The organism is Occultella aeris, assembly GCF_902703175.1.
Taxonomy (GTDB): Bacteria; Actinomycetota; Actinomycetes; order Actinomycetales; family Beutenbergiaceae; genus Occultella; species Occultella aeris.
The window spans coordinates 113,778-136,754 of record NZ_CACRYJ010000025.1 but is presented as its reverse complement, the minus strand read 5'-3'; the positions used below and the strand labels follow the sequence as shown (position 1 = coordinate 136,754).

Here is a 22,977-nt window from a genome sequence, read left to right as displayed (position 1 = left end):
CGATCGGCGAGCACGTCATCGAGGGGTCGATGCTTCCCGGACGCGTTCCTCGACGGCGTTCCCGAGGGTGCTCTCGGGATGGGGCCGAATCGAGGTGTCGCTGAGCGACGCCGCACTGCTCGCCACGAATGGCTTGCCGCTGAGCCCCGACGTCTACGTCACCGATCCCGAGTTCCGCCGCATCGGCGATCAGCTGGAACGACACCGCGTCGTCGTCGAGTACGTCGACTTCGCGATCACCCGATCGTTCGGAGGCGCGTCGCTGCAGCACCCAGCCTCTGCTCCGCGCCAGGGACTGAGCGGTCCAGCGGGTCACGGCTCCATCTCAGCAACGGTGTCGATGGACACAGTGGAGCAAGCAGCCGGTCAGATTGTGATCTGGGCCTGCGAGCCTGGGTGTCGCAAACGAGATTCGTACGCTACAGAGTGTGGGGGCCGGCGGCTCGATCGATCTGACTGGATCAGCTTGCCGCCGACATCGCTTCCCACCGCTTGGCCGCGCTATCTCAGCGACGGCAGCGCTCCGATCCAACGTGAGTTCCTGTCACAACGCTGACACAAACGTAGCGCCGGAGCTATCGCTGCAGGCCAGGGGTCTTCGGGTGCGATTCCCCCTAACTCCACAGAATGGTGAGAAGCTCGAAACCGCCCCGTCCGATGGCGGGGCAGTTTCGCGTCCGGGCCCAGTCCTCGCCGCTAAGGCGGAGGCGGTAGTCGTTCGACGCTGTTGGTGAGCTCTTCGACCACGAGTTGCATGACGCGCCGTTGGGCCTGGTTCATGCTCTCGGTCGCGACGGCGGTGAGGGCGTCGGCGCTTCTGCGTTCAGCGGGACTGTTGCCCACGTCGGGAAGAGCGTCGTAATGCAGCTCCACGAAGCCCTTGATCGTGCTGACTGCGAGATCAGCAAGGGCGGTGATCTCGGTGTCCTCGGCGTCCGCGGGCAGGCCCCAGATCGACGTGTTGAGGTTCGTGAACTCCTCGGGTGCGTCCTTGAAGGTCTCGACGAAGGTGATCGTGTCCTCCTTCGGGGTCAGGTGGGCCATGACGATCGCGACGTTGCGTGAGACGGGGTCGTGCCCGAGCGCTTCCATCGCGAGGAGCGCTTCGGGTGACACGTCGGGTGAGACGCCGAGACCGATGACGTGATCGACCTCGGAACGGATGCGTTCGAGGTCGGCGATCCTGGTGTCGAGCTCCGCGCGGAGCCCGCGCATGGACTCCTGGCCCTGGTCTTCGGAATCGAGCATCCGAGCGATGTCTTCCAGGGTTAAGCCGAAGCCGGTGAGACGGGCGATGCGCAGCACGAGCACGAGATGGCGGGCGGTGTACTGCTTGTAGCCGTTCGTGAGGCGTTCCGGTTCGGGCAGGAGCCCGATCTCATGCCAGTGCCGGATCGATCGCAGCGTGACACCGGCCAGGTCGGCGAGCTGACTGGTGCTCCATGACACGATCAGACCTCCAGTGGTTCGGCTGCGATCTCCATGGTGTCCAGAGACCGGAACGCGCGGGCGCTCAGCGCGACCACGACGGTCACGATCATGACAGCCGCTATCGCGATTCCCGCGGCCGGGAGCCCGAACCCGGCAGCCACGGCAGCAATGGGGGCAGAGGTGAGGGCGGGGGCGGCGAGCACGAGCGCGTTCTGTGCACCGAGCACTCGTCCGCGCATCTCATCCGGGGTCGCTTCAATGGTGGCCACCCCCAGCACCGCCGACATGGGGCCATTGGTCAGTCCGATGAACACAGCCGCTGCGAGCACCATCCAGGGCGCTGCCATCGCACCGATCGCGATGAACCCGATGCCCACGCCGACCATGCCGAGCACGAACCAGGCACGGCGCGACACCTTCCCGACCGTCGCCGCATACACACCTGCGCTGAGCAGGCTGCCGACCGCGATCCCGGTCGCGGCGAACCCGCTGAACTCGGGCAGGTCCTCACTCGTGAAATACGCCGGCAAGATGGTGGCTTGCAACGCCGCGAACACCGCGACGAACACCGCCGACACAAGGGTCGCGCCCAGCACGAGCCGGTGGCCGAGCAGGAAACGCCACCCGGTCACGAGATCGACGAGGACCCCGCGAAAACCTGCCTTCGCCGAACTCGCCTCGGCCGGAGGGATGGCTCCCACGCGGGGCGACATCGCCAGCGACAGCAACGCCGCGCCAAGGCTCAGTCCGGCGGTGATGAGCAACGCGGTCGAGCTCACCCCGAACATCCAGATCAGCAGTCCGCCCAGGCCCGGGCCGATCAGCATCAGTGCGCCCGCCAGCGACTCGCGCAGGCCGACCAGCCGGTCAAGCGCACCGGGCCCGGCGCCGCTGAGCCGGACGAGACGGGGGAGCAGCGTCTCCCGGGCCGTCATGCCCGGCATGTCACCGAATGCGCCGATGACACCCAAGACGATGAACCAGGTCAGGTTCAAACCCCACACGGCGTCCACGATCGGCACCGCAGCGACCGATGCCGCCGACAACACGTCGCTGATGATCGAGACCGTCCGTCGGTTCACCCGGTCGACGACCACGCCGGCAAGAACACCGACGACGGCTGCGACGGCGGCGGTCACCGATGCCAGGACGCCGGCGGCGAGGATGTCACCAGTCTTGGCGAGCACGAGCAACGGGAACAGTACCGACGCAACCCCGTTTCCCAGCAGGGAGAGACTGTACGACCCCAGATATACCCAGATGTTCCGGCTCATGGGCCCATCACAAACTATGCCGCCACGGCATGGTCAAGTCGCTGGACAACTCATTCTCGACGCAGGATCCGAGGCGCTCCGTGAGCGCGCCGGATCAGGAGCGGGCGTCGAGGTTCAGATGGCTGCGCATGGCCGCGGCGGCCTCGCCCAGCTGTGTGAGCTGCTGGGGTGTGAACGCATCGACGAAGACCTCCTTGATCGCCCGAAGGTGGGGGAGTGTACTGGCGCGGAAGGCGCGAGCGCCCTCCTCGGTGAGGACGACGCGCGCGCCGCGGGCGTCCTCCGAGCAGGATTCGCGGCGAAGCAGCCCACGATGCTCCATCCGGCCGAGCTGGCCGGACAGGCGGCTGCGTTCCCACTCGATCTGCGCGGCGAGTTCCGACGACCGCATCGCCGTCCCGTCCGCCTCGCTCAGTGCGAGGAGCACGCGGTAGTCCCCGCTCGACAACTGTGAGTCCTGGTGCAACCGGGCTTCGATCCGGGCGCGGACGATCTCGAACGTCTCGACGTGCGCCCGCCAGATCGCGAGTTCCTCGCTCGTCGGGACGCTCCGACGCTTCGTTGTGCCCATCGCCCCTCCTGGTGGTTGACATGTGAATCATATTGACCGCATGATTCACATGTCAATCACATTGGAACGGAAGCGGCCCACGATGGATGCTCCACAGATCGAGTTCGGGATCGACAGCTTCGGAGACCGACCCCGCGATGACCGGGGCGAGGTCGTCTCGCACGCGCAGGCGATCCGCGCCGCGGTGACGGAGGCCGTCCTGGCCGATCAGGTCGGCATCGACGTGGTCGCGCTGGGTGAGCACCACCGGCCGGAGTATGCGATCTCCAGCCCGGAGACGGTGCTGGCCGGCATCGCGACCGCCACGACGCGGATCCGGCTCGTTTCGGGCGTGACGGTGCTCTCCTCGGACGACCCGGTACGGGTGTTCCAGCGGTTCGCGACCCTTGACGCGCTCTCGAGCGGTCGCGCCGAAGTGATCCTCGGCCGTGGTTCGTTCACCGAGTCGTTCCCACTCTTCGGCTACGACCTGACGGACTACGAGGTGCTGTTCGAGGAGAAGGTCGACCTGTTCCACCGGCTCCTGGACGAGAAGCCGGTCACCTGGGAAGGCACCACCCGTGCCGCACTGCACGATGCGGAGGTGTACCCGAAGACGGACTCGGGACGACTGAGCACCTGGGTGGGAGTCGGCGGGTCGCCACAGTCTGTGGTCCGTACCGCCCACTACGGGTTCCGGCTCATGCTCGCCATCATCGGCGGGCCGCCCGACCGGTTCGTTCCCTACGTCGATCTGTACCGGCGTGCCAGCGAGCAGCTGGGCAACACCGCGCAGCCGGTCGGGATGCACTCGCCCGGATTCGTCGCCACCACGGACGAGGAGGCCAAGGAGCTGTTCTACCCCGGATACCGGGAGATCCGGGACCGCATCGGGGCGCTGCGTGGCTGGCCGCCGATCCGCCGGGCGGAGTTCGAAGAGGAGGTGGAGAGCGGGTCGCTGTATGTCGGCTCGGCCGAAACCGTCGCGAACAAGATCGCCCATGCGGTTCGGGCTCTCGATGCGGGTCGGTTCGACATGATCTACTCCGCCGCCGGCACGGTTTCCGCTACCGCCCGGTTGCGTTCGGTCGAGCTGTACGGGACCCAGGTCATCCCCCGGGTCCGCGAGCTTCTGACCGAACGGGCCGCCGTCACGGCGGGGTCGACCCGATGACCGCCCCGACACCCCACCGAAAGGACAGTCAGATGCCTGAAGGACTGACAGACAACACCGGCGCGTCGGTGACGGTCAGGCTGGAGCCCGGCGATCCGGTCGGCTCCTTTGTCGTAAGCGTGGCCGACGGGTCACGCGCCGGCAGAGCCGACTTCGCCGACTCCCGCGACGGCGCCGGTACCGGCGAACGGATCTTCTTCCATACCGAGGTGGCGGAGGAGTTCGGTGGGCGCGGTCTGGCGGGGTTGCTGGTGCGTGAGGCGCTTGCGGACAGCATCCGCGAGAACCTCACCGTGGTGCCGCTGTGTCCGTTGTTCGCTCGCCATCTGAGCAAGCACGGTGACGAGTTCGTCGCGGACGGCGGCGTGTTCCGTCGACCGAAACCGGCCGATATCGCCTTGATCGAGCGATCGGTCCGAGGTGGGTAGGCAGTCGTGACCGATGAGCATCGAGGCCCTCGTAGAGTGTTCGACACGTACGGCAAGCTCGCGCCCGCGATGGGTGGGCGTTGCTTCACCGGGGGAGGAGACTGATGCGTCCGTTCCTGGACAAGGTGATGCCCGAGGCGTGGCAGGCTGCGGAAGCGTTCTCGTCGGCGATCCGTGCGGCCGTGCTGGAGCGGGGTCTGTCGATCCAGGAGTCCGAGCTCATCAAGCTGCGTACGTCGCAGATCAACGCCTGCGCGTTCTGCGTGGACCTGCATGCGCGCGAGGCCAGGCAGGCAGGCCTCGTGCAGCAGCAACTGGACCTGCTTCCGGTGTGGCGGGAGACCGATGTGTTCGACGAACGGCGGCGAGCCGTACTCGCGGTGGCAGAAGCCACCGCGTCCCTGCCTGTGACCGAAGAGTCGGAGGCCGACCTCTGGGGCGCCCGAGCGGTGCTCGGCGAGGAGGCATTCGTCGCCGCGGAGTGGGTGGCTGTCACGATCAACACATTCAACCGGATCTCCATCCTGAGCCAGCACCCGGTGCGTCCCCGGGGCGCCGACGGAAGGATCGTTCGATGAGCAACCTCGACGCGCGTCCCGACGTGGAGGTCCTGGACCAGGGGCAGCCGTGCACGACGACAGAGATTCTTGAACCACGTCTGGTGCCACTCGGTGGCCCGCGGGCGATGACCGTGTATCGAACCCTCCCGCAGCGGCGCAGGTCGCTGGTGGGCGCGTGGTGCTTCCTGGACCACTACGGTCCCGACGACGTCTCGACGACCGGCGGGATGCAAGTGCCGCGGCATCCCCACACCGGGCTCGCGACGGTGTCCTGGCTGTTCACCGGACGTATCGAGCACCTCGACTCCGGCGGCAACGCGGCCGCGATCGTGCCGGGCGAGCTCAACCTGATGATCGCGGGCCGGGGTATCACCCATCAGGAGCTCAGCGACCCCGGGACCAGCACCCTGCATGGCGTACAGCTCTGGTACGCACTGCCGGAGCGGACCCGGTTCACCGAGAACGCGTTCGTGCACCACACCCCGGAGCCGGTCGAACTCCCCGGGATCACGGCACGCGTGTTCGTCGGGTCCCTCCTCGGTTCGGTCTCCCCGGTCGACACGCGCACGCCCGACCTGCTCGGTGCCGAACTGACGCTCGAGCCCGGCGCCACCGCGCGGCTGACCGTGCGCGCCGACTTCGAGCACGCCGTCCTCGCCGAGAACGGTGCGGTCACGGTGAACTCCGAGGTCGTCGACCATCGCTCGCTCGCCTACGCCCCGCCGGGATCCGACACGCTGGTCATCACCGCCGGCGACACGCGGGTCCGGGTCATCCTCCTGGGCGGGGTGCCGCTCGGGGAACAGATCGTGATGTGGTGGAACTTCGTCGGCCGCGACCACGACGAGGTCGTCGAGTTCCGGCGTCGCTACCAGGCCGAGCTCGGCTTCGAGCCCGCCGATCCGAGCGATGTCGACAAGCCGGCCCTGTTCGGCGAGTTCCCGCCCGGCCAGCCCAAGCCGTTGCCGGCCCCGCCGCTGCCCACCGCCAGACTGCTTCCGCGCGAGTAGGGCTACATCCTCGGGTCCTGCGTCGGGTCCGCGTACATCGCCGGGCAGCCATGGTCGATGGCCTCGGGACGCAACTCGAAGTGCCAGGGCTCGTTTCCGTAGATCTGGCAGAGGCCGTACTCGGCGCCGTGTCGGGACAGCCAGTCCATGGTGTCGTAGGGACCGAGGTCGACGGCGTCCCCGGACACGTGCGGTGACGTGTCCGCGGTGGCGACCCAGCGTGCGGCCTCGGCTTCCGATCCGTACTCCGCGACCGCGTCACGCAGGAGCTGGTCCTGGTAGTCGGGCGAGCGCCAGCCGCTGTTGACGTTGAACACGACATCGCGGCGACCGGCGTCCGACGCCGCCGCGCGCAGCGCCTCGAGCAGTTCGGGGTCGAGGTTGACCACGCCCGGATGTTGGTCGTCGAAGACCGTCACGCCGTCGGGCAGGACCCCGTCGGCACCGGTGACCGCGCCGTCGGCCTCGGCGTCGGGACGGCCGTGGTCGCCGGTAAGGATGTCGCTGACAGAGGGTGCCGGTGTCGGTCCCCGCTGATCGACGAGGGCGCCGACGAGGGCAGCCACGATGACGACCAGCCCGAACACCAGCCCGACGGCGGTCCGGTGCGGCCTGCGTGCCCTCGGTTCTGCGCTCACTTGACTCATGCAGGCAAGTCAAGGCGGTGCGGTGTTGTCAGCCCGTAAGCGGATTTCGATACGCCGACGATATGCATCGCCTCGTAGCATCGAGACCATGCGCGTGCTGGTCGTCGAGGACGAACCCCTCATGGCCGGGGCCATTCGCGATGGGCTCCGGCTCGAGGCGATCGCCGCGGACATCGCCGGAGACGGCCACGCCGCGCTGGAGCTGCTTGCCCTGAACACCTACGACATCGCGGTCCTCGACCGCGACATCCCGGGCCCGTCCGGTGACGAGGTCGCCACCAGCATTGTCGCCTCCGGCAGCGGCATGCCGATCCTGATGCTCACCGCCGCGGACCGGCTCGACGACAAGGCGACCGGGTTCGAGCTCGGTGCCGACGACTACCTGACCAAGCCGTTCGAGCTCCGCGAACTCGTGCTCAGGCTCCGGGCGCTCGACCGCAGGCGCGCGCACAGCCGGCCGCCGGTGCGTGAGGTCGCCGGCCTGCGGCTGGATCCGTTCCGCCGCGAGGTCTACCGGGACGGCCGCTACGTCGCGCTGACGAGGAAGCAGTTCGCGGTGCTCGAGGTGCTCGTCGCCGCCGAGGGCGGGGTCATCAGCGCCGAGGAGTTGCTCGAGCGTGCCTGGGACTCCAACGCCGACCCGTTCACCAATGCCGTGCGGATCACGGTCTCCGCCCTGCGCAAGCGACTCGGAGAGCCCGCTCTGATCGCAACGGTGCCCGGCGTCGGCTACCGCATCGACGCCGGACCGGAAGCGGGCACCACGCGAGACGAACGTGGCTAGGGAGCCCGGGCTGAGCGTTCGCCTCAAGCTCACCCTCAGCTACGCCGGGTTCCTCATGCTGGCGAGCACACTGCTGCTCGCGGTGGTGTGGGCCTTCCTGCTGCGCTACGTGCCCGACGGGCCGATCAACAGCCTCGGCCCGTTCGTCCCCAACCGTTCGGACCTGCTGCGCGCCTTCGCCCCGCGGGCGGCCCTGATGCTCGTGTTCCTGCTGGTGTTCGGCCTCCTCGGCGGGTGGCTCCTCGCCGGCCGGATGCTTGCGCCGCTGACCCGCATCACGAACGCCACCCGGAAGGCGGCGACCGGGTCGCTCTCGCACCGGATCTGGCTGGACGGCCGCAACGACGAGTTCCGCGAGCTGGCCGACGCGTTCGACACGATGCTCGGACGGCTCGAGGCGCAGGTCGCCGAACAGCAGCGGTTCGCGGCCAACGCCTCCCACGAACTGCGCACCCCGCTGGCGATCACGCAGACCCTCCTCGAGGTCGCCCGCAACGACCCGAGCTCCGACACCGGTGCCCTGGTCGAGCGTCTCCTTTTCGTCAACTCCCGGGCCATCGACCTCACCGAGGCGCTGCTCCTGCTCAGCCGAGCCGACCAACGCTCGTTCGGCCGAGAACATGTCGACCTGTCCCTCATCGCGGAGGACGCCACGGAGACGCTGCTCCCACTCGCCGAGGCCCACGGCCTCACCATCGAGACGTCCGGCGACCTGACCCCCACCGTCGGCTCACCCACCCTGCTGCTGCAGCTGACCACGAACCTCGTGCACAACGCGATCGTCCACAACCTGCCCGACGGCGGCGCCGTGCGGGTTACGACGAGCCGTGAGCGGGACGCCGTGGTGCTCACCGTCGAGAACACCGGCGCGAGGCTGACCAGGCAGCAGGTCTCGACGCTCACCGAGCCGTTCCAGCGCGGCGCACAGCGTGTTCGCACCGACCACGCGGGCGTCGGTCTCGGTCTGGCGATCGTCCGGAGCATCACGCAGGCGCATGACGGGACCCTCGCCCTGACGCCTGTGGCCGATGGAGGCCTTCGCGTCTCGGTGCGGCTGGCCGCGGCGTCACCGCGGGACGGCGGCTGACGGTCGGTCGAAGGAGCGCTCGCCAGTTCGGCCATCGAGGCGCTCGGCACGCCGCTCTAGGACGAGGATGCGGTGCTGGCCCGGCGCGCGTCCGGGGCTCCGACCCCGCCCGCGCCGTGGCGCGCAGCGGTACGGTGGGGAACGTCGGGGGAGTCGGCGACAAGCGGCGAGCGGTCCGGAGCGGCCCGAGCGCGACGAACGTCAGGAGACCGCCATGGCCGAGTACCGAGCGCACTTCGACGCGCTGGTCCAGTTCCTGAACGGCGGGAACCTCCGGACGGCCGGGTTCCGCCTGGATCTGCCCGCAGGAGACCTCAGCTCCGACGAGATCGCCCGCCTGTTCGTACGGCACCTCGGCCTGGCGCTGGTCAGCGAGGTCGAGCTGAGCAACCTGGAGGTCGTCGAGGAGCCGCATCGCGGTAGCCGAGGCGTCGCCACGCGGCCCTCCGCCGACCCGGCCGCACGAGGGCGCCTGGTCGACCTGAGCCACACGATCACCGAAGGGCTCGTGACCTACCCGGGCCTTCCTGCCCCCGTCATCACGCCGCACCTGACCCGCGAGGCGTCCGCCGCGAACTACGCGCCCGGCACCCGGTTCGCGATCGATGCCCTCACGCTCGTCGGCAACACCGGGACCTACCTGGACAGTCCCTACCACCGCTACGCCGACGGCACCGACCTCGCCGGGCTGAGCCTGGAGACGCTTGTCGACCTACCGACCGAGGTCTTCCACGTGAGCGACGCTGCGGGCCGCGGCTTGCCCGCGCCGGTGTTCTACGACCGCGACCTCGCCGGCAGGGCCGTGCTGATCCACACCGGGTGGGATCGCCACTTCGGCACGCCCGCCTACGCCGATCAGGCGCCGTTCCTCACGGAGGCGGGAGTCCGATACCTGATCGACCAGGGCGTCGTGCTCGTCGGGATCGACTCGCTCAACATCGACGACACGGGGCCCGAGGCGCACGGAACCAGGCCCGCGCACTCACTGCTGCTCGCCGCGGGCATCCACGTAGTCGAACACCTCACCGGACTCGGGTCGCTACCGCCGAGCGGAGCGCGGTTCACGGCAGTGCCTCCGAAGATCAGGGCGTTCGGCACGTTCCCGGTCCGGGCCTTCGCGCTGATCTAGATTGCTTGGGTTCCGTCGACGCGGTCGAGCAGTCGCACGGCATCGTGGGGCGCATGGCCGCGGGCGTCGTTGTCGAAGTAGACGTAGGTGTCGAGGCCTTCATCGAGCCACGTGCGGCACCGCTGCGCCCAACTGTCGAGGGAATCGTCGGTATAGGCGCCGGTGTACAACTCGTGCTGGCCGTGTAGGCGCACGTAGCGGAAGTCACTCGTCGCGTCGCTCATGGTCGGCCAGGTGCCCGCGCTGTCCGCGATCACGATGGCGACGTCATGCTCCGCCAGCATGCGGTGGGCCTCCGGTGAGTCGAAGCTAGGGTGTCGGGGCTCGACCGCGTGCTGGATCCGCTGCGCGGGAGCGGCATCGGACGCGACATCGCGCAGGACCCGCTCGGGCGGGAGCTTGTCGTCGTGCCGGGAGGCGAGTGAAGCGATCTCGCCGTGCGTGCGGGGCAGGAGCGAGAGGAAGTGGCCGACACGCTCGGCGTCGAACGCCATCCGCGGCGGCAGCTGCCAGAGGAACGGTGCCAGGCGGCTGCCAAGGGCGAGGACTCCGGAGGCGAAGAAGTTGGCGAGTGGCGTCTCGATGTCGCGGAGTTGCTTCATGTGTGTGATGTAGCGGCCGCCTTTGACCGCGAACACGAAGCTCGCCGGCGTCTCACTGGCCCAGAGCGCGTAGGAGCTCGGACGCTGGAGGGAGTAGAAGGACCCGTTGATCTCGGCCGACGTCATTCGCTCGGCGATGTAGCGGAGCTCGTCGCGCTGCCGCAAGCCACCGGGGTAGAAGTCGCTGCGCCAGTTGGGGTAGCGCCAACCGGAGACACCGATGAAGCAACGACTCATGCCATGCAGCCTAGGTCCGTACCGTGCCACAGCCACCGAGTGTGTCGCCCACGCAGCCAGCGGCGGTCCTCGTTCAGATCACGAACGAGAACAGGCCGGTCGCAGCGCAGATGACCAACATGCCGGTGGCGTTCACGAAGAGGTTCCTGCCGAAGTCCCGTGCCCTGAGGTGTGCGGAGATCGCAAGCACGAAGTACAGGACCAGGGCGCCGCATGTGAGCGCACCCAGGTAGGGGATCCAGATCCCCGCGATCAGGCCGGCACCGGCCGCGAACTTGATCGGCGGGGTCACCCACCAGTACTTGCGCGGGAAGTGCACCGCGTCGAAGCACTCGGCGATGAACGTGACCGGCTTGATGCACAGCACGCCGTCGACGACCTGGATGAGTGCGAGCAGGACCACTGGCCAGACCGGATCCGGCAGCGCGGCGACGATCGAGTCGTCCGCTGTGATGACGAAGTCCATCTCCGTACCATACGGCACGGTATGGCCGACTTCAAGGTGAAGCGGTGGCGCCGTAACCAGCCGGGCCCGCCTACTGGGTCAGCGCCCGGCCGGGTCCGGATCGACGGGACCCTCCGGCACGAGGGGAAGGAGCGTCTCGAAGAGGCCCCTGAGTTCGTCGGCCGCGACCGGCGGGGACACCACGGAGGCGCCCACCGCGAGCAGGTAGGGCAACAGTGCGGCGGTGCGGGCCTCGGCATCCGTCGTCACGTACGGTCGCCAGACGCGCTGCAGGGCGGCGAGCCTGGCCTCGTCGATCCGCGCCTGAGCGGCGCGCACCTCCGGATCGGACGCCGACCACGCGCGCACCGCAACGTCGAGCTCCGGCCGGTATAGGCCGGCCTCCCGAGGCTCGATGAGCGCAGTCAGTCTGCTGAGGATCGAACGCGCGTCGCTGGTGGGACCGGCCTCGACGATCGCGCGGTCCAGCTGGTCGATCGACAGCCGTTCGAAGCGTGCCAACAGGTCGCGCTTGTAGCCGTCCGCGCCGTCGAAGTGGTGATGGAACGACCCCTTCGACAGGCCGAGCCGAGCCGCGATCCGATCGATGCGGACGCCGGCTGCCCCCTCCTGTGCCAGGACCCGGATGCCCTCGTCGAGCCAACGGTCGCGTGCTGTGCCCATCGGCCGACCGTACCATCCGGTATGGCTTGGCCAGGCCCGTCACATCCTCTCGCCCGGCAGCCAGCTGGACTGCTCGATCCAGGATCGGAGCTGCCTCTCGTCCACGTCGTCGTCCTGGCGGATGTCGAGGTAGCGCACCTCGTCGTGCTTGGACGCCTTCGGCGGCATCGGCTCGAGCGACGTCCCGTGCAGGAACTGCACCTGGACATAGTCGGTGTAGCACCGGAAGGACAGGAACCAGCCGTCGCACTCGTGCCCGTAGTGCGGCTTGTTCCACCGCACCGCCTTGTGGACGTCCGGCACGGTGGCCGCGATGAGGTCGTCGAGGAGTCTCCCGACATCGCGCTTCCAGCCCGGCATGGCAGCGAGGTGGTCACGCACCGGACTGCTCCCCTCGCCCTTCGGGATCTGCGGGTTGCCGCCGGAGAGCAGTCTCGGCCCGTCGCCGCCGCCTGGGTCACGCAAGGGTTCGGGTGAGGAGGTCGATGGTTCCCATGACTCACGCTAGACAGGGATGCACGTGGCCGCTCCTCGATGCCGGTTCGCCCGCTGAGGCCCGCCTGCACAAGGCCTTGCGCTCAGGGGAAACCCCCACCGGGCCGTCAGGGTTCGCTGCGCCCGCTGTCGTACCCGGGCGACCCCACGGGTCGTCACGGCGCGCACCCCGCTGCGCCCGATGACGCAGCCGGGAACCCGCTCCACGGTGGATCCGCCCCGAGCCCGTGACGGCGACGCTGAGAACGTCCGAAAACGCACCCGTCCCGGAGGTTCTCATGTCCAGTACGACCACCTATCGTCAGGCGCCGACCACGCCGCCGGCCACCATTTCCACCCGGTTCGCCGGCTGGGCCGAACGGCATGGCGTCACCCTGCTGCGCGTCAGCATCGGCCTGATCTTCCTGGCGTTCGGCATCCCGAAGTACATCCCGGGGGCGAGCCCCGTCGAGGCCCTGGTCACCGACACCGTCGAGGCGCTCTCCCTCGGGCTGGTCTCGGGGCACGCCGCGATGATTGCGGTCGCGCTGCTCGAGACCTTCATCGGCCTCACCCTCGTCACCGGCAGGTTCCTGCGCCTCGGGCTGCTCGCGATGGGCGGCGCGATGGTCGGGTTCTTCGCGCCGATCGCACTGTTCGCCGGCGACCTCGTCGGTGGCGGCCTCACCCTCGAGGCGCAATACATCATCAAGGACACCGTTCTCGTCACCGCCGCGTTGGTGATCGCGTCCAAGGCTCTGCGGGGCCGTGCCGCCTCGCCCGCTCGATGACGCGAGCTCCCCAGGCCCTCGTCCCGAAGGCCGCCGCACCCGCCGACGCAGGCAGGCGTGGCGGCCTTCGGCATGCGCCGGTGCTCAGGTGCCGCCGAACACGTGCTCGAACGTGCGGCCGGAGCTCTCGAGGTAGGCCACCCGCCCCGCCGGGTCCTCAAGCGCGTACGCGACGTCCTCGAGCCACTTGCACCGCGCGTGGAAGTAGATCCGTGCACGTTCGTCGGCCGTCACCGGCCCGTCCAGCCCGGCACTGACCGCGAGGGCGACGGCGGAGCCCAGGTCCCGTAGCAACAGCCCCGTGTCCCGGGCCGGGTCGGCGAGCGCGGCGTCGGTCCAGTCGATGATGCCCGTCACCTGCCCGCGTTCGTCGACGAGGATGTGCTCGGCGCCGAGGTCGTTGTGCTGGGCGACCCGCAGCGATCGGGTCGGCGGCGGCGCCTCCTCCAGGAATACGCCCACGATCGCAGCCCGCTCGGTGCCTAGGTAGGACCCGGTTGCCTCGAAGTCCACTCGGGCGTCGGCGAGCCACGCCTCGTTGGGGTGCTCGTCCACCACCAGCGGCGGATCGGGCCGGATCCGCCGGAGCGCACGAAGGACGTCGATCAGGACCCGGTCGACGCGGGCGCCGAGCCGATCCGGTCGGCGCAGCAGCGGCGTCCCGGGCAGTCTCCGGTACACGAGTACCCCCAGGTCGGGTCGGTGAACCACGGGCAGGGGCACCGGGACGGAGGTCGTGTCCGCAAGCGCGTCCAGCATGGCGACCTCACGAGCGAGGGCCTCGACGTCCGTCGTGCGGCGGGCGATGAAGCCGTCGACGGCGAACGTCGTGTTCTCGCTGCCTCGCGCCAGAGTCGTGGGCTCGGCCTCGTCGGACCAGAGGTGGTGGCGACCCCCGAGGTCGGTGAGCATCGTCCGCTCGGACGGGGTCACCGTGGCGCCGGCTGGTTGCAGAGTCATGGTGCGCCGACCACCCCAGCCGCGCCACGCCGTCGGGGTCGACGTGCGAGCACCGCGCCGCCCGCGGCGGCGGCGCGCTTAGAGGGGGTCTGACGTGGACTTCGGCTCATGGTTGCGCCGAGTGTAGGTCGCGTCAGACTCCCTCACAGCAGGTGCGGGCATCAGGCGGGGGATGAGCCGCACGTAGACCACCATCCCGACCAGTTCGACGAGGGTCTGCGTGACGACCACGAGCGCGGCGAGCGCCAGCGGCTCCGGAAGCGCCAGCGCCAGCGGCAGCACCACGAGCGAGTTGCGAGTCGCGCCGCTGAACACGACGGCTCGCGCCGCCGGGATGTCCAGCCGCGCGACACGAGCGGCGAGGATGCCGAGCGGCACCATCACCACCAGGAAGGCGACGTAGATCGGCACGACGAGCAGCAGTGTGCTCAGTTGTGACCCGATGCCGGCCACCTGGGACGCGACCACCACTGCCAGCGTGAGCATCATCAACGGCACCATCAGGCCGAGCGCCGTGCCTTCCAGGACGCGCCCTGCCTGCCGGTGGCGCGCCCACCACTGGGTGAGGCCGGCGGCCGCGAGCGGGATCACGATCAGGAATCCGAACGCCTCGCCGAACGGGGCGAGCTCGATCAGCCGCACCGTCCCTGGGCCGACGAACAGCCACAGGTACACCGGCAGCAGGAGGATCTGGCCGAGCATCAGCAGCGGCGCAGCGGCCAGCAGTCGCGCCCTGGCGCCGCCGGCAATCCCGGCGAACACGATCACGTAGTCGACGCATGGCGTCAGCAGCACCAGCAGCACTCCGAGCAGCACCGCCGCGTCTGCGGACACGAACCGCGAGAGCCCGAACACGACGGCCGGGACGATCACGAAGTTCAGCGCGAGCACGGTTGTGAGGAACCGGAGATCGCGCACCGCAGCGCCGATCGCTGCGAACGGAACGCCGAGGAAGGTCGCATAGAGCAGGAGGGCGAGCACCGGGCCGATCGCCCGAGCCAACGGCGGGCCGGCCGCCGGCACGGTGAGTCCGACGATCCCCGCCAGCACGATCGCGCCCAGATACAGCGGGACCTGCCACCGCTGCGTCCACACGACCGCTGAACTCACGCGGCAAGACTACGGATCGGAGCGGCCGGACCCTTACCTGGGTTCAGGGGCCGAGGACTACCAGTGGATCGGTCGTTGGTTGGGTGGAGCCGCCGGTGGGTTCGATGGTGAGCGCGAGCGCCGCCGTTGCCGGGACGTCGGTCAACTCCCTCGTGAGGAGGCCGTCCTTGGGATGAAGCACCCCGGCAGAGACCGGGACGTCGTCCTGGATGACCCAGAGCTGGTAGTCCTGACCGCTCAGTTCCGGTAGGCCGCTGAGCGCCAGCAGGACAGTGTCTCCACCGGTCACCATGGCCGCCTTCCCGCCCCCGGACACGTCCGCCCGGACCAGTGTCGCACCGGGTTCGCTGAGTGCTTCAGCCAGCAGTTCGACCTGCTGCTCGGCCTGCTCGGCACGCTGGGCCTGGAGCACCGCGATGCCGGACGGCACCGCGATGCCGATCAGGATCGCGGCCGCGGCGAGCAGCCGCAGTGTCTTGCTGCGCCGACGTGCCGGTGGGCTCTCCGAGCCGTGCGTGTGACCGGCCGAAGGTTCGAGTTGCCGGGTGGACTCGACCGCAGCGAGCACCTGGGCACGGAGCGCTGCAGGCGGGGCGGCCGCGTCGCTCACGGCGAGCCGCGTGACCGTGTCCCTCAGGGCCCGGGCCTCCGCGGCGGCTTCGGGGTCGTCCCGGATGAGCCGCTCCACCGCCTTGCGCTCGACGTCGTCCACGGCATCCAACGCCCAGGCACCGAGCAGATCACGCACGTCATCGTCGGTCACGGCGGTCCCTCCCTTGCTGGATTGCATGCCTCGTGGAACAGGTCGTCGTGGTCATGGTGACTGCATCCCGTCCAGGCAGCGCCGCAATCGGTTCAGTCCGTCGCGGATCCGCGACTTCACCGTGGGCAGGCTGGCCCCGCGCGATTGCGCCACTTCGCGGTAGGTCTGGCCGCCGTAGAACGCCGTCACGACGGCGTCGCGCTGCAGGTCGGTCAACGAGTCCAGGCAACGGTGTACGTCGAGGACCTCGGCCCGGCGCTCCGCGGTCTCGGCGACCTCGTCGAAGGGCCGGCGGAAGTCCCCGGCGGCGACGCGTTCGTCCCGGTCACGATGGGACTGTTCCGATCGCACCCGGTCCACCGCCCTTCGTCGGGTCATCGTCGTGAGCCAGGCCATGACCGAGCCGCGCGCACCGTCGAAACGGGACGCCGTCCGCCAGGCCTCGAGCATGACCTCCTGGGTCACCTCGGCGGCCAGATCCGGGTCGCGAAGCACCCGTCGGGCCACGCCGTGGACCACTGGAGCGGTCGCGTCGTAGATCGTGGCGAACGCGTCCTGGTCGCCCGCCGCCGCGCGCTGCATCAGGACGCCGAGCTGGTCGCGCGATCCGGTGGTGGCGCCCGGGGTCGTGCCACGAAGGCCCGGTCCCTGGTTGCTCACCGTGCCAGTATCGCGCAGGGCGCCGCAGGCCGGGCCCACCCGCGCCCGGGCCCGGCCGGCGGCGGCCCGTCGCTCACCACCGGCCGGGGTCTCGGGGGAGAACTCAGGCACTGGTGCCGGAGTCGCCGCGGTCAGAGCGTCTCCGCGCTGACGATGAATGGCGATGCCGCCTCCAGCACGTCGGCACGGCTCAGTGCGGTCTCGAGCGCACCCTGGTAGACGCCGCCCTCGCCGGGCTTGTTCTGCAGCACGCCCAGGATCGCGGCGTGGCGCGCCTCGACCCCGAAGATGCTCGCCGCCGCCGTCAACAGTTCCTTCTCCTGGAACAGCGACGGTGCAGCACCGAGGTAGGCCTGCACGCCGAGGTTCTCGAACGTGTAGGCCGTCTCGAGATAGTTCGCCTCGCTCGCGAACGCCTCGCCGTAGTCGACCATGGGCGCCGGCACCGCCGCGCCGCCGAGCGACGCGATGGTGTCCTGCAGGGTCATCACGTGGGTCTCCTCGTCGGTCTGGATCGTGGCGAGGTACTCGGCGGCCTGGCCACTGAGCAGACCAGCCTCGTTGCCCTGCCGGTAGAACTCGGCCTCGAGGTACTCGAGCGTCAAGGCGTAATTGAGCACGTCGAGCGGACCGTCGAAGTCGCCGTCGTCGGCGAAGGCGAATTTCGAGCCGAGCATCGTCAGTGCGATCGCGCCGGGGATCACCAGGCCGGCATCCCGGATGAGGTTCTTGCGTGTGTACACGGTGTTCTCCTAACCCTCGATGAACTGGCCGGCCGCAGCGAGGACGTCCTCCATGGGGAGGTTCGCCTCGAACGGTGCGGGGAATGGATTGCCGCCCATGAGGTGGGCGACGACGGCCGCGTGCCGGGACTCCACACCCGCGATGGCCGCCGCCGTGCCCAGGATCTCGGCGTCGCTGATCAGGGCGACCTGGCCGTGGTAGGCCTGCACGCCCAACTCCTCGAACATCGACGCCGTTTCGAGGAACATGTCGCGGTCGGTGAAGGTGCCGTCGGGGAACATGAACGTGGGGGACTCCACGGGCGTACCGCCGAGGTCCGTGATCAATTGCGTGATCCCGTCGACGTGTGCCTGCTCGTGGTCGCGGATGGGGCTCACGAGCTCGAGTTCGCGTTCGTCGGTGAGGACGTTGCCGGCGATTCCCTGTGTGTAGAAGTCCGCCTCGAGGTACTCAAGGGTGAGCGCGTAGTTGAGGATGTCGATGTCGCCCGTGGTGTCGGCGAAGGCGACCGGGTCGTTCCGGTTGAACGCGACGAACGTCGCACCCACCCCGACCAGTGCGGCGCCCGCGATGAAGGTGCGACGCGTCGACTCGGCCTGGAACTGCAGCACCGGCTCACCGCCGAACATCTGCCTGGACCGACGCACGCGCGCGGCGCGTCCGGGGTCTGCCCCGATGGGATCGTTGGTGTCATGCATGGAATCCACACCTGCTTTCGTTGGTGATCTGTTCATGTCCGCGACACGCCCTCCGACCTACGGCGGGGGGTTGCGGCGATCCTGCTTCGATCGGGACGTCTCCTTCCATTGGGACAGTTGGCAGGGAAGATCAGGCCGGCGGCACCTGCGCGTGCACGACGATGCGGTGGGTCAGGCTGCCCTCGGGATGGCAGGCGAAGAGAGTGAGCTCGCGCGTCGACGGGTCCTCCGGTTGGGCGAGCACCTCGCCCGTGTACTCCTCGACGGAGACCACGAAGACCTCGGTGACCACATAGGTCGTCCTCACTCCCGACTGCGTCGAGACCGTGATCTCGTCGCCCTCGGACAACTCGTCGAGATCCCGGAACGGCGCGGTGTGCGTGGTGCGGTGGCCGGAGATGACCGCGTTGCCGACCTGACCGGGCACCGGGGTGCCCGGCCAGTGGCCAGGACCGAGGACAAGGGTGTCCGGGTCGACTCCGTTGCCCACCTCGGCGTCGAGCCCGACGGCGGGGATCTGCAACTGCCCCAGGACCTCGTACGGACCGGGGCTCGTCACGACGGCCGAGACCCGGTCCGGGTCGATCGGCTGGTCGCCTGAGGTGTCACTCAACTCAGCCGCCAGACCCTGCACGGTCTCCAGCGTGGGTCGCTGTCGCTGCGGCCCGGTGCTCTCGTCCGAGTCCAGCAGGCGTTCCAGTGAGGTGCCCGGGCCGGACCTGGGCGGATCGTCGACCAAGCCTGGGAGCACGACGAGTGCAGCGGCGCCGACGGCGACCGCGAGACCTGCTATCGCCCGTCGTCCGATCACGGGGGTGCGCAGGCGTCGTGACGTACCGGCGCCGTGCCCGTCCCTGTCCGAGGCTCGTCGCGTCCGTACTAGCGGTCCCATACCAGTCGTTCGGAGCCGCGGCCGATCCGGATGGGTCGACGCTCCGGTCACGATGACGGCGCCGGTCGGTGGGCACCGTCTCACGGATCGGTCACCCGACCGGCCCGCTCGGGTCGCCGGTGACGGCGCTGTTAGCATGACGGCGACGAGCTGGAAAGCTCGCGTGCACTGGGGTCGGTGAAATTCCGAGCCGGCGGTCATAGTCCGCGACCCGATGGCCGAAAGGTCAGCGGTTGATCAGGTGGAACTCCTGGACCGACGGTCAGAGTCCGGATGGGAAGCGCACGCGACGACGTCTCCGGACGGATCCCAGGGCGCACCCGTGCGGCCGTGGACTCCCTGGTGGACGACGCCTCCGTGACCCCTTCCTCACTCCGGACCGCGAGCATCGCGGACACCGGGAGCGGGATGATCGACCAGGCGGAACACGGCGCGCTGCGCCGTGCCCTCGAGATCGCGGCGCATCCCGCGGTCCCCTTCGGACCGAACCCGCGCGTCGGCTGCGTCCTGCTCGGCCCGGACGGCCGGGTCATCGCCGAGGGCTACCACCGTGGCGCCGGGACCGCGCATGCCGAGGTCGACGCCCTGACCCGGGCCGGGTCGGCGAGCGCGGTGGGTGCCACTGCCGTCGTCACCCTCGAACCCTGCGCCCACACCGGCCGCACCGGCCCGTGCACCAGGGCTCTGATCGACGCCGGGATCCGCCGCGTGGTGATCGGCCGCCGCGACCCCAACCCCGCGGCGGCCGGCGGGGTCGAGCTGCTGCGCGGGGCCGGGATCGAGGTCGAGGCCGACATCCCCGCCGAGCTCGTGGCCGATGCGGCGGCCCTGAACCGCGGCTGGGAGCACGGGCTACGGCACGCGCGCCCCCTGGTCACCGCGAAGTTGGCGCTCACCCTGGACGGCCGGGTGGCCGCAGCCGACGGCTCCAGCCAGTGGATCAGCGGCAGTGCGGCTCGCGAGCAGGTCCACCTCCTGCGTGCACGGTGCGACGTGATCCTGGTCGGCGCCGGGACCGCCCGGGCGGACCTGCCCGCGCTGACCGCGCGCCGCGCCGACGGCACCTTGCGGGAGAGGCAGCCGCTTCGCGCCGTGATGGGGCTCGGCCAGATCCCAGACCTGCCCACCCACACGCCTGCGGTTCCCGCCCTGCGGCTGCGCACCCGTGACCCGTCCGAAGCCCTGGCGGTCCTCCACGCTCGCGGCCGGCGACACGTGCTGCTCGAGGGGGGACCGACCCTCGCTGCCGCGTTCCTCACCGCGGGGCTGGTCGACGAACTGATCGTCCACCTCGCCCCGAAGCTCCTCGGAGCCGGGCCGGCGGCGATCGGGTCGCTCGGCATCGGAACCATCGCCGATGCCCTGGCGCTCGACCTGATCGACACCGCCCTGCTCACCTCGCCCGACGGGCACATCGACCTCCAGCTGACCCTGCGGCCACCCGCCGTCTGACCCCAACAGAAGGGACCACCATGTTCACCGGAATCGTCGAGGAACTCGGCACCGTCGAGGGCATCGACTCCTCGAAGGACTCCACCCGCCTGCACATCCGCGCGCCGCTCGTCCTCTCCGACGCCGCGCCGGGCGACTCGATCACCGTCAACGGCTGCTGCCTGACCGTCACCGATCACGACGGCCAGGTGTGGAGCGCCGACGTCATCCGGACCACCCTCGCGGCCACCTCGCTCGGATCCCTCGCGGCCGGCGACCGGGTGAACCTGGAGCGGTCCCTGCGTGCGGACGCCCGCCTCGGTGGACACATCGTGCAGGGCCACGTCGACGGCGTGGGCGAGGTGATCGCAGCGGGGCCCGGCGAGGGCGGCCACCTGATCCGTATCGCACTGCCCGACGGCGTCACTCGCTACGTGGTCGACCGTGGGTCGATCGCCGTGGACGGCGTCAGCCTGACCGTTGTGTCCGTGGCGGACGCCGTGGTGACCATCGGCCTGATCCCGGAGACGCTCGCCCGCACCACCCTTGGCCGGCGCACCGTCGGATCCCGCGTGAACATCGAGGTGGACGTCCTGGCCAAGTACGTCGAGAACCTGCTGCCCGGGCTCGAGGCCGTGGCGCGACGATGAACACGCTCCGGCTCGATACCGTCTCCCGTGCCGTCTCCGAGATCGCAGCCGGCCGGCCCGTGGTCGTGGTCGATGACGAGGACCGCGAGAACGAGGGAGACCTCATCTTCTCCGCGGCCGCCGCGACGCCCGACCTGCTGGCCATGACGGTGCGGTACTCCAGCGGAATCGTCTGCGCCCCGATGCCCGCCGCGCACGCCGACCGGCTCGGTCTGCCACTGATGGTCGAACGCACCGAGGACCCGCTGCGCACGGCCTTCACGGTGAGCGTCGACGCGCGCGAGGGCGTCAGCACCGGAATCAGCGCGGCCGACCGCGCGAGCACTCTGCGCCTGCTCGCGGGAGGCGACACCACCGCCGCCGACCTCACCCGTCCCGGTCACGTGTTCCCGCTGCGGGCCCGCGCGGGCGGGGTGCTCGAGCGTCGCGGGCACACCGAGGCCGCGGTCGACCTGATGGCGCTCGCCGGCCAACCGGACGTGGGCGTGCTCGTCGAACTGGTCCACGACGACGGCACGATGATGCGCGGCCCGGCCCTGCGGGACTTCGCCGACCGCCACGGCCTGGCGATGATCTCCATCGAGGCCCTCGCCGCCCACCGCCTCGCCAAGACGGCCCCGCTGGAGGTCACCGAGCCGGTGCGGCTGCCCACCAGACACGGCGAGTTCACCGCGCTCGCGGTGCGGGAGGCCGGTAGCGGTCCCGATGCGGGACCGGGAGCCGAGCACCTGGTACTGGTCCGTGGCGACGTCACCAGTCCCGAACCCGTCCTGGTCCGGGTGCACTCCGAGTGCGTGACCGGTGACGTCCTGGGCAGCCGACGCTGCGACTGCGGGCCCCAGCTGGAGGAATCCCTGGCCCGGATCGATCGCGAGGGGCGCGGCGCGCTGATCCTGCTGCGCGGGCACGAGGGCCGCGGCATCGGCCTCATCGAGAAACTGCGAGCGTATGCGCTGCAGGAGAACGGTCGCGACACTGTCGACGCCAATCTCGACCTGGGGCTGCCGGTCGATGCGCGGTCCTTCGCCGTGGTCCCGCGGATCCTCGACCATCTCGGCGTGTGCTCGGTCCGGCTGCTCACCCACAATCCGGCCAAGGCGCAGGCGCTACGGGCCGGCGGCGTCGACGTAAGGGGCACCGTCGAGCTGACCACCCACCCCACACCCGAGAACCTGGCCTACCTGACCACCAAGCGGGACCGACTGGGTCACCACCTCGTCGGCCTGCCCCACCGGACCGGAGAGAGCGCATGAGCGGACACGGAAGCCCCGACCAGAAGATTCCCCACCTGCCACAGGCCAGGGTCGCCGTCGTCGCCGCGTCCTGGCACGAGCAGGTCATGGGCGGCCTGCTCGACGGCGCGCTGCGCGCCTGCCTGGAGGCCGGCGTCACCGAGCCGACGGTGCTGCGCGTGCCCGGATCCTTCGAGCTGCCGGTGGCGGCGGACCGTCTGGCCCGCAGCCACGACGCCGTGGTCGCCCTCGGCGTGGTCATCCGCGGCGGCACGCCGCACTTCGACTACGTGTGCTCGGCGGCCACCGACGGGCTCGCCCGGGTGGCCCTGGACCACGGCGTCCCCGTCGGCTTCGGGTTGCTGACCTGCGACGACGAGGCCCAGGCGCTCGACCGCGCGGGCCTGCCCGGGTCCCGGGAGGACAAGGGCTACGAGGCCGCGGCCGCGGCACTCGCGACCGCCCGGATGCTCGCGGACTGGGTCTCGCGAGCGCACTGAGGTCGTGGGAAGTGTCGACGCCGGAGACTC

The 22,977-nt window shown here is 69.9% G+C and carries 28 protein-coding genes and 1 riboswitch; of the genes, 13 read left to right on the top strand and 15 right to left on the bottom strand.

What is annotated here, in order from left to right:
• Positions 1 to 94 precede the first annotated feature (94 nt).
• Positions 95 to 556 carry a hypothetical protein gene (locus HALOF300_RS09410; protein ID WP_156740697.1) on the top strand — a complete coding sequence of 154 codons (462 nt, stop codon included), beginning with the start codon at positions 95 to 97 and terminating at the stop codon, positions 554 to 556.
• Positions 557 to 696: 140 nt separating this feature from the next.
• On the opposite strand, the gene HALOF300_RS09405 is transcribed toward HALOF300_RS09410, so the two are convergent.
• The 3 genes from HALOF300_RS09405 to HALOF300_RS09395 form a co-directional block, all read right to left on the bottom strand.
• The gene (locus HALOF300_RS09405; RefSeq protein ID WP_197522432.1) at positions 697 to 1,449 is read right to left on the bottom strand and encodes a helix-turn-helix domain-containing protein; all 753 of its coding nucleotides are present in this window, start codon (positions 1,447 to 1,449) and stop codon (positions 697 to 699) included.
• Positions 1,450 to 1,451: 2 nt separating this feature from the next.
• On the bottom strand, positions 1,452 to 2,705 hold the full coding sequence (locus HALOF300_RS09400) for an MFS transporter (protein ID WP_156740695.1): 1,254 nt from the start codon (positions 2,703 to 2,705) through the stop codon (positions 1,452 to 1,454).
• A 94-nt stretch (positions 2,706 to 2,799) separates the two neighbouring features.
• Entirely contained in the window at positions 2,800 to 3,276 is a 477-nt protein-coding gene (locus HALOF300_RS09395) for a MarR family winged helix-turn-helix transcriptional regulator (RefSeq protein ID WP_156740694.1), read from the bottom strand.
• 82 nt (positions 3,277 to 3,358) lie between these two features.
• On the opposite strand from HALOF300_RS09395, the gene HALOF300_RS09390 reads away from it, so the two are divergent.
• From HALOF300_RS09390 to HALOF300_RS09375, 4 genes are all read left to right on the top strand, one after another.
• Positions 3,359 to 4,429, top strand: a complete 1,071-nt coding sequence (locus HALOF300_RS09390) for an LLM class flavin-dependent oxidoreductase (protein ID WP_156740693.1) — start codon at positions 3,359 to 3,361, stop codon at positions 4,427 to 4,429.
• Between the two features lie 32 nt (positions 4,430 to 4,461).
• Entirely contained in the window at positions 4,462 to 4,857 is a 396-nt protein-coding gene (locus HALOF300_RS09385) for a GNAT family N-acetyltransferase (protein ID WP_156740692.1), read from the top strand.
• A 104-nt stretch (positions 4,858 to 4,961) separates the two neighbouring features.
• A complete protein-coding gene (locus HALOF300_RS09380) occupies positions 4,962 to 5,435 on the top strand; it encodes a carboxymuconolactone decarboxylase family protein (RefSeq protein WP_156740691.1) in 474 nt (157 codons plus the stop codon).
• Positions 5,432 to 6,427: a pirin family protein gene (locus HALOF300_RS09375; protein ID WP_156740690.1), complete on the top strand. Its 996-nt coding sequence runs from the start codon at positions 5,432 to 5,434 to the stop codon at positions 6,425 to 6,427. Before HALOF300_RS09380 ends, HALOF300_RS09375 begins: the two co-directional genes overlap by 4 nt.
• Positions 6,428 to 6,429: 2 nt before the next feature.
• Here HALOF300_RS09375 and HALOF300_RS09370 read toward each other — a convergent pair whose 3' ends face one another.
• On the bottom strand, positions 6,430 to 7,074 hold the full coding sequence (locus HALOF300_RS09370) for a M15 family metallopeptidase (protein WP_156740689.1): 645 nt from the start codon (positions 7,072 to 7,074) through the stop codon (positions 6,430 to 6,432).
• Between the two features lie 88 nt (positions 7,075 to 7,162).
• Between HALOF300_RS09370 and HALOF300_RS09365 the strand changes: the two genes are divergently transcribed.
• From HALOF300_RS09365 to HALOF300_RS09355, 3 genes are all read left to right on the top strand, one after another.
• A complete protein-coding gene (locus HALOF300_RS09365; protein ID WP_156740688.1) occupies positions 7,163 to 7,858 on the top strand; it encodes a response regulator transcription factor in 696 nt (231 codons plus the stop codon).
• Between the two features lie 10 nt (positions 7,859 to 7,868).
• Positions 7,869 to 8,945, top strand: coding sequence for a sensor histidine kinase (locus HALOF300_RS09360; RefSeq protein WP_269455274.1), 1,077 nt, complete (start codon positions 7,869 to 7,871; stop codon positions 8,943 to 8,945).
• Between the two features lie 214 nt (positions 8,946 to 9,159).
• Positions 9,160 to 10,074, top strand: coding sequence for a cyclase family protein (locus tag HALOF300_RS09355; protein WP_156740686.1), 915 nt, complete (start codon positions 9,160 to 9,162; stop codon positions 10,072 to 10,074).
• Here HALOF300_RS09355 and HALOF300_RS09350 read toward each other — a convergent pair.
• The 4 genes from HALOF300_RS09350 to HALOF300_RS09335 all read right to left on the bottom strand — a co-directional run bounded on the left by HALOF300_RS09350 (position 10,071) and on the right by HALOF300_RS09335 (position 12,507).
• The gene (locus HALOF300_RS09350; RefSeq protein WP_156740685.1) at positions 10,071 to 10,913 is read right to left on the bottom strand and encodes a DUF72 domain-containing protein; all 843 of its coding nucleotides are present in this window, start codon (positions 10,911 to 10,913) and stop codon (positions 10,071 to 10,073) included. The two genes, HALOF300_RS09355 and HALOF300_RS09350, sit on opposite strands and share 4 nt — an antisense overlap.
• Before the next feature lie 73 nt (positions 10,914 to 10,986).
• Positions 10,987 to 11,379, bottom strand: coding sequence for a DoxX family protein (locus HALOF300_RS09345; RefSeq protein WP_156740684.1), 393 nt, complete (start codon positions 11,377 to 11,379; stop codon positions 10,987 to 10,989).
• 78 nt (positions 11,380 to 11,457) lie between these two features.
• Positions 11,458 to 12,042 carry a TetR/AcrR family transcriptional regulator gene (locus tag HALOF300_RS09340; protein WP_156740683.1) on the bottom strand — a complete coding sequence of 195 codons (585 nt, stop codon included), beginning with the start codon at positions 12,040 to 12,042 and terminating at the stop codon, positions 11,458 to 11,460.
• 39 nt (positions 12,043 to 12,081) lie between these two features.
• A complete protein-coding gene (locus HALOF300_RS09335; protein ID WP_231955177.1) occupies positions 12,082 to 12,507 on the bottom strand; it encodes a DUF1801 domain-containing protein in 426 nt (141 codons plus the stop codon).
• Positions 12,508 to 12,815: 308 nt separating this feature from the next.
• Between HALOF300_RS09335 and HALOF300_RS09330 the strand changes: the two genes are divergently transcribed.
• On the top strand, positions 12,816 to 13,307 hold the full coding sequence (locus HALOF300_RS09330) for a DoxX family protein (protein ID WP_156740682.1): 492 nt from the start codon (positions 12,816 to 12,818) through the stop codon (positions 13,305 to 13,307).
• An 84-nt stretch (positions 13,308 to 13,391) separates the two neighbouring features.
• On the opposite strand, the gene HALOF300_RS09325 is transcribed toward HALOF300_RS09330, so the two are convergent.
• The 7 genes from HALOF300_RS09325 to HALOF300_RS09295 form a co-directional block, all read right to left on the bottom strand.
• On the bottom strand, positions 13,392 to 14,267 hold the full coding sequence (locus HALOF300_RS09325; protein ID WP_156740681.1) for a phosphotransferase family protein: 876 nt from the start codon (positions 14,265 to 14,267) through the stop codon (positions 13,392 to 13,394).
• Positions 14,268 to 14,345: 78 nt separating this feature from the next.
• Positions 14,346 to 15,377 (bottom strand): arsenic resistance protein, encoded by a 1,032-nt coding sequence (locus HALOF300_RS09320; protein ID WP_156740680.1) that lies wholly within the window; start codon positions 15,375 to 15,377, stop codon positions 14,346 to 14,348.
• Positions 15,378 to 15,420: 43 nt separating this feature from the next.
• Positions 15,421 to 16,140, bottom strand: a complete 720-nt coding sequence (locus tag HALOF300_RS09315) for an anti-sigma factor (protein WP_197522431.1) — start codon at positions 16,138 to 16,140, stop codon at positions 15,421 to 15,423.
• Positions 16,141 to 16,191: 51 nt separating this feature from the next.
• A complete protein-coding gene (sigK, locus tag HALOF300_RS09310) occupies positions 16,192 to 16,911 on the bottom strand; it encodes an ECF RNA polymerase sigma factor SigK (RefSeq protein ID WP_231955175.1) in 720 nt (239 codons plus the stop codon).
• Between the two features lie 20 nt (positions 16,912 to 16,931).
• Positions 16,932 to 17,543, bottom strand: coding sequence for a ferritin-like domain-containing protein (locus HALOF300_RS09305; protein WP_156740678.1), 612 nt, complete (start codon positions 17,541 to 17,543; stop codon positions 16,932 to 16,934).
• Between the two features lie 9 nt (positions 17,544 to 17,552).
• Positions 17,553 to 18,242: a ferritin-like domain-containing protein gene (locus HALOF300_RS09300; RefSeq protein WP_156740677.1), complete on the bottom strand. Its 690-nt coding sequence runs from the start codon at positions 18,240 to 18,242 to the stop codon at positions 17,553 to 17,555.
• Between the two features lie 130 nt (positions 18,243 to 18,372).
• Positions 18,373 to 19,053: a class E sortase gene (locus tag HALOF300_RS09295; RefSeq protein ID WP_197522430.1), complete on the bottom strand. Its 681-nt coding sequence runs from the start codon at positions 19,051 to 19,053 to the stop codon at positions 18,373 to 18,375.
• Positions 19,054 to 19,293: 240 nt separating this feature from the next.
• Positions 19,294 to 19,424: riboswitch (FMN riboswitch) on the top strand.
• Between HALOF300_RS09295 and ribD the strand changes: the two genes are divergently transcribed.
• From ribD to ribH, 4 genes are all read left to right on the top strand, one after another.
• On the top strand, positions 19,408 to 20,586 hold the full coding sequence (gene ribD, locus HALOF300_RS09290; protein ID WP_231955174.1) for a bifunctional diaminohydroxyphosphoribosylaminopyrimidine deaminase/5-amino-6-(5-phosphoribosylamino)uracil reductase RibD: 1,179 nt from the start codon (positions 19,408 to 19,410) through the stop codon (positions 20,584 to 20,586). It overlaps the preceding riboswitch by 17 nt.
• 20 nt (positions 20,587 to 20,606) lie before the next feature.
• Positions 20,607 to 21,215, top strand: a complete 609-nt coding sequence (locus tag HALOF300_RS09285) for a riboflavin synthase (protein ID WP_156740675.1) — start codon at positions 20,607 to 20,609, stop codon at positions 21,213 to 21,215.
• Entirely contained in the window at positions 21,212 to 22,468 is a 1,257-nt protein-coding gene (gene ribB / locus HALOF300_RS09280; RefSeq protein WP_156740674.1) for a 3,4-dihydroxy-2-butanone-4-phosphate synthase, read from the top strand. Before HALOF300_RS09285 ends, ribB begins: the two co-directional genes overlap by 4 nt.
• Positions 22,465 to 22,947 carry a 6,7-dimethyl-8-ribityllumazine synthase gene (gene ribH / locus HALOF300_RS09275; RefSeq protein WP_156740673.1) on the top strand — a complete coding sequence of 161 codons (483 nt, stop codon included), beginning with the start codon at positions 22,465 to 22,467 and terminating at the stop codon, positions 22,945 to 22,947. Before ribB ends, ribH begins: the two co-directional genes overlap by 4 nt.
• The last annotated feature ends 30 nt before the right edge of the window (positions 22,948 to 22,977 follow it).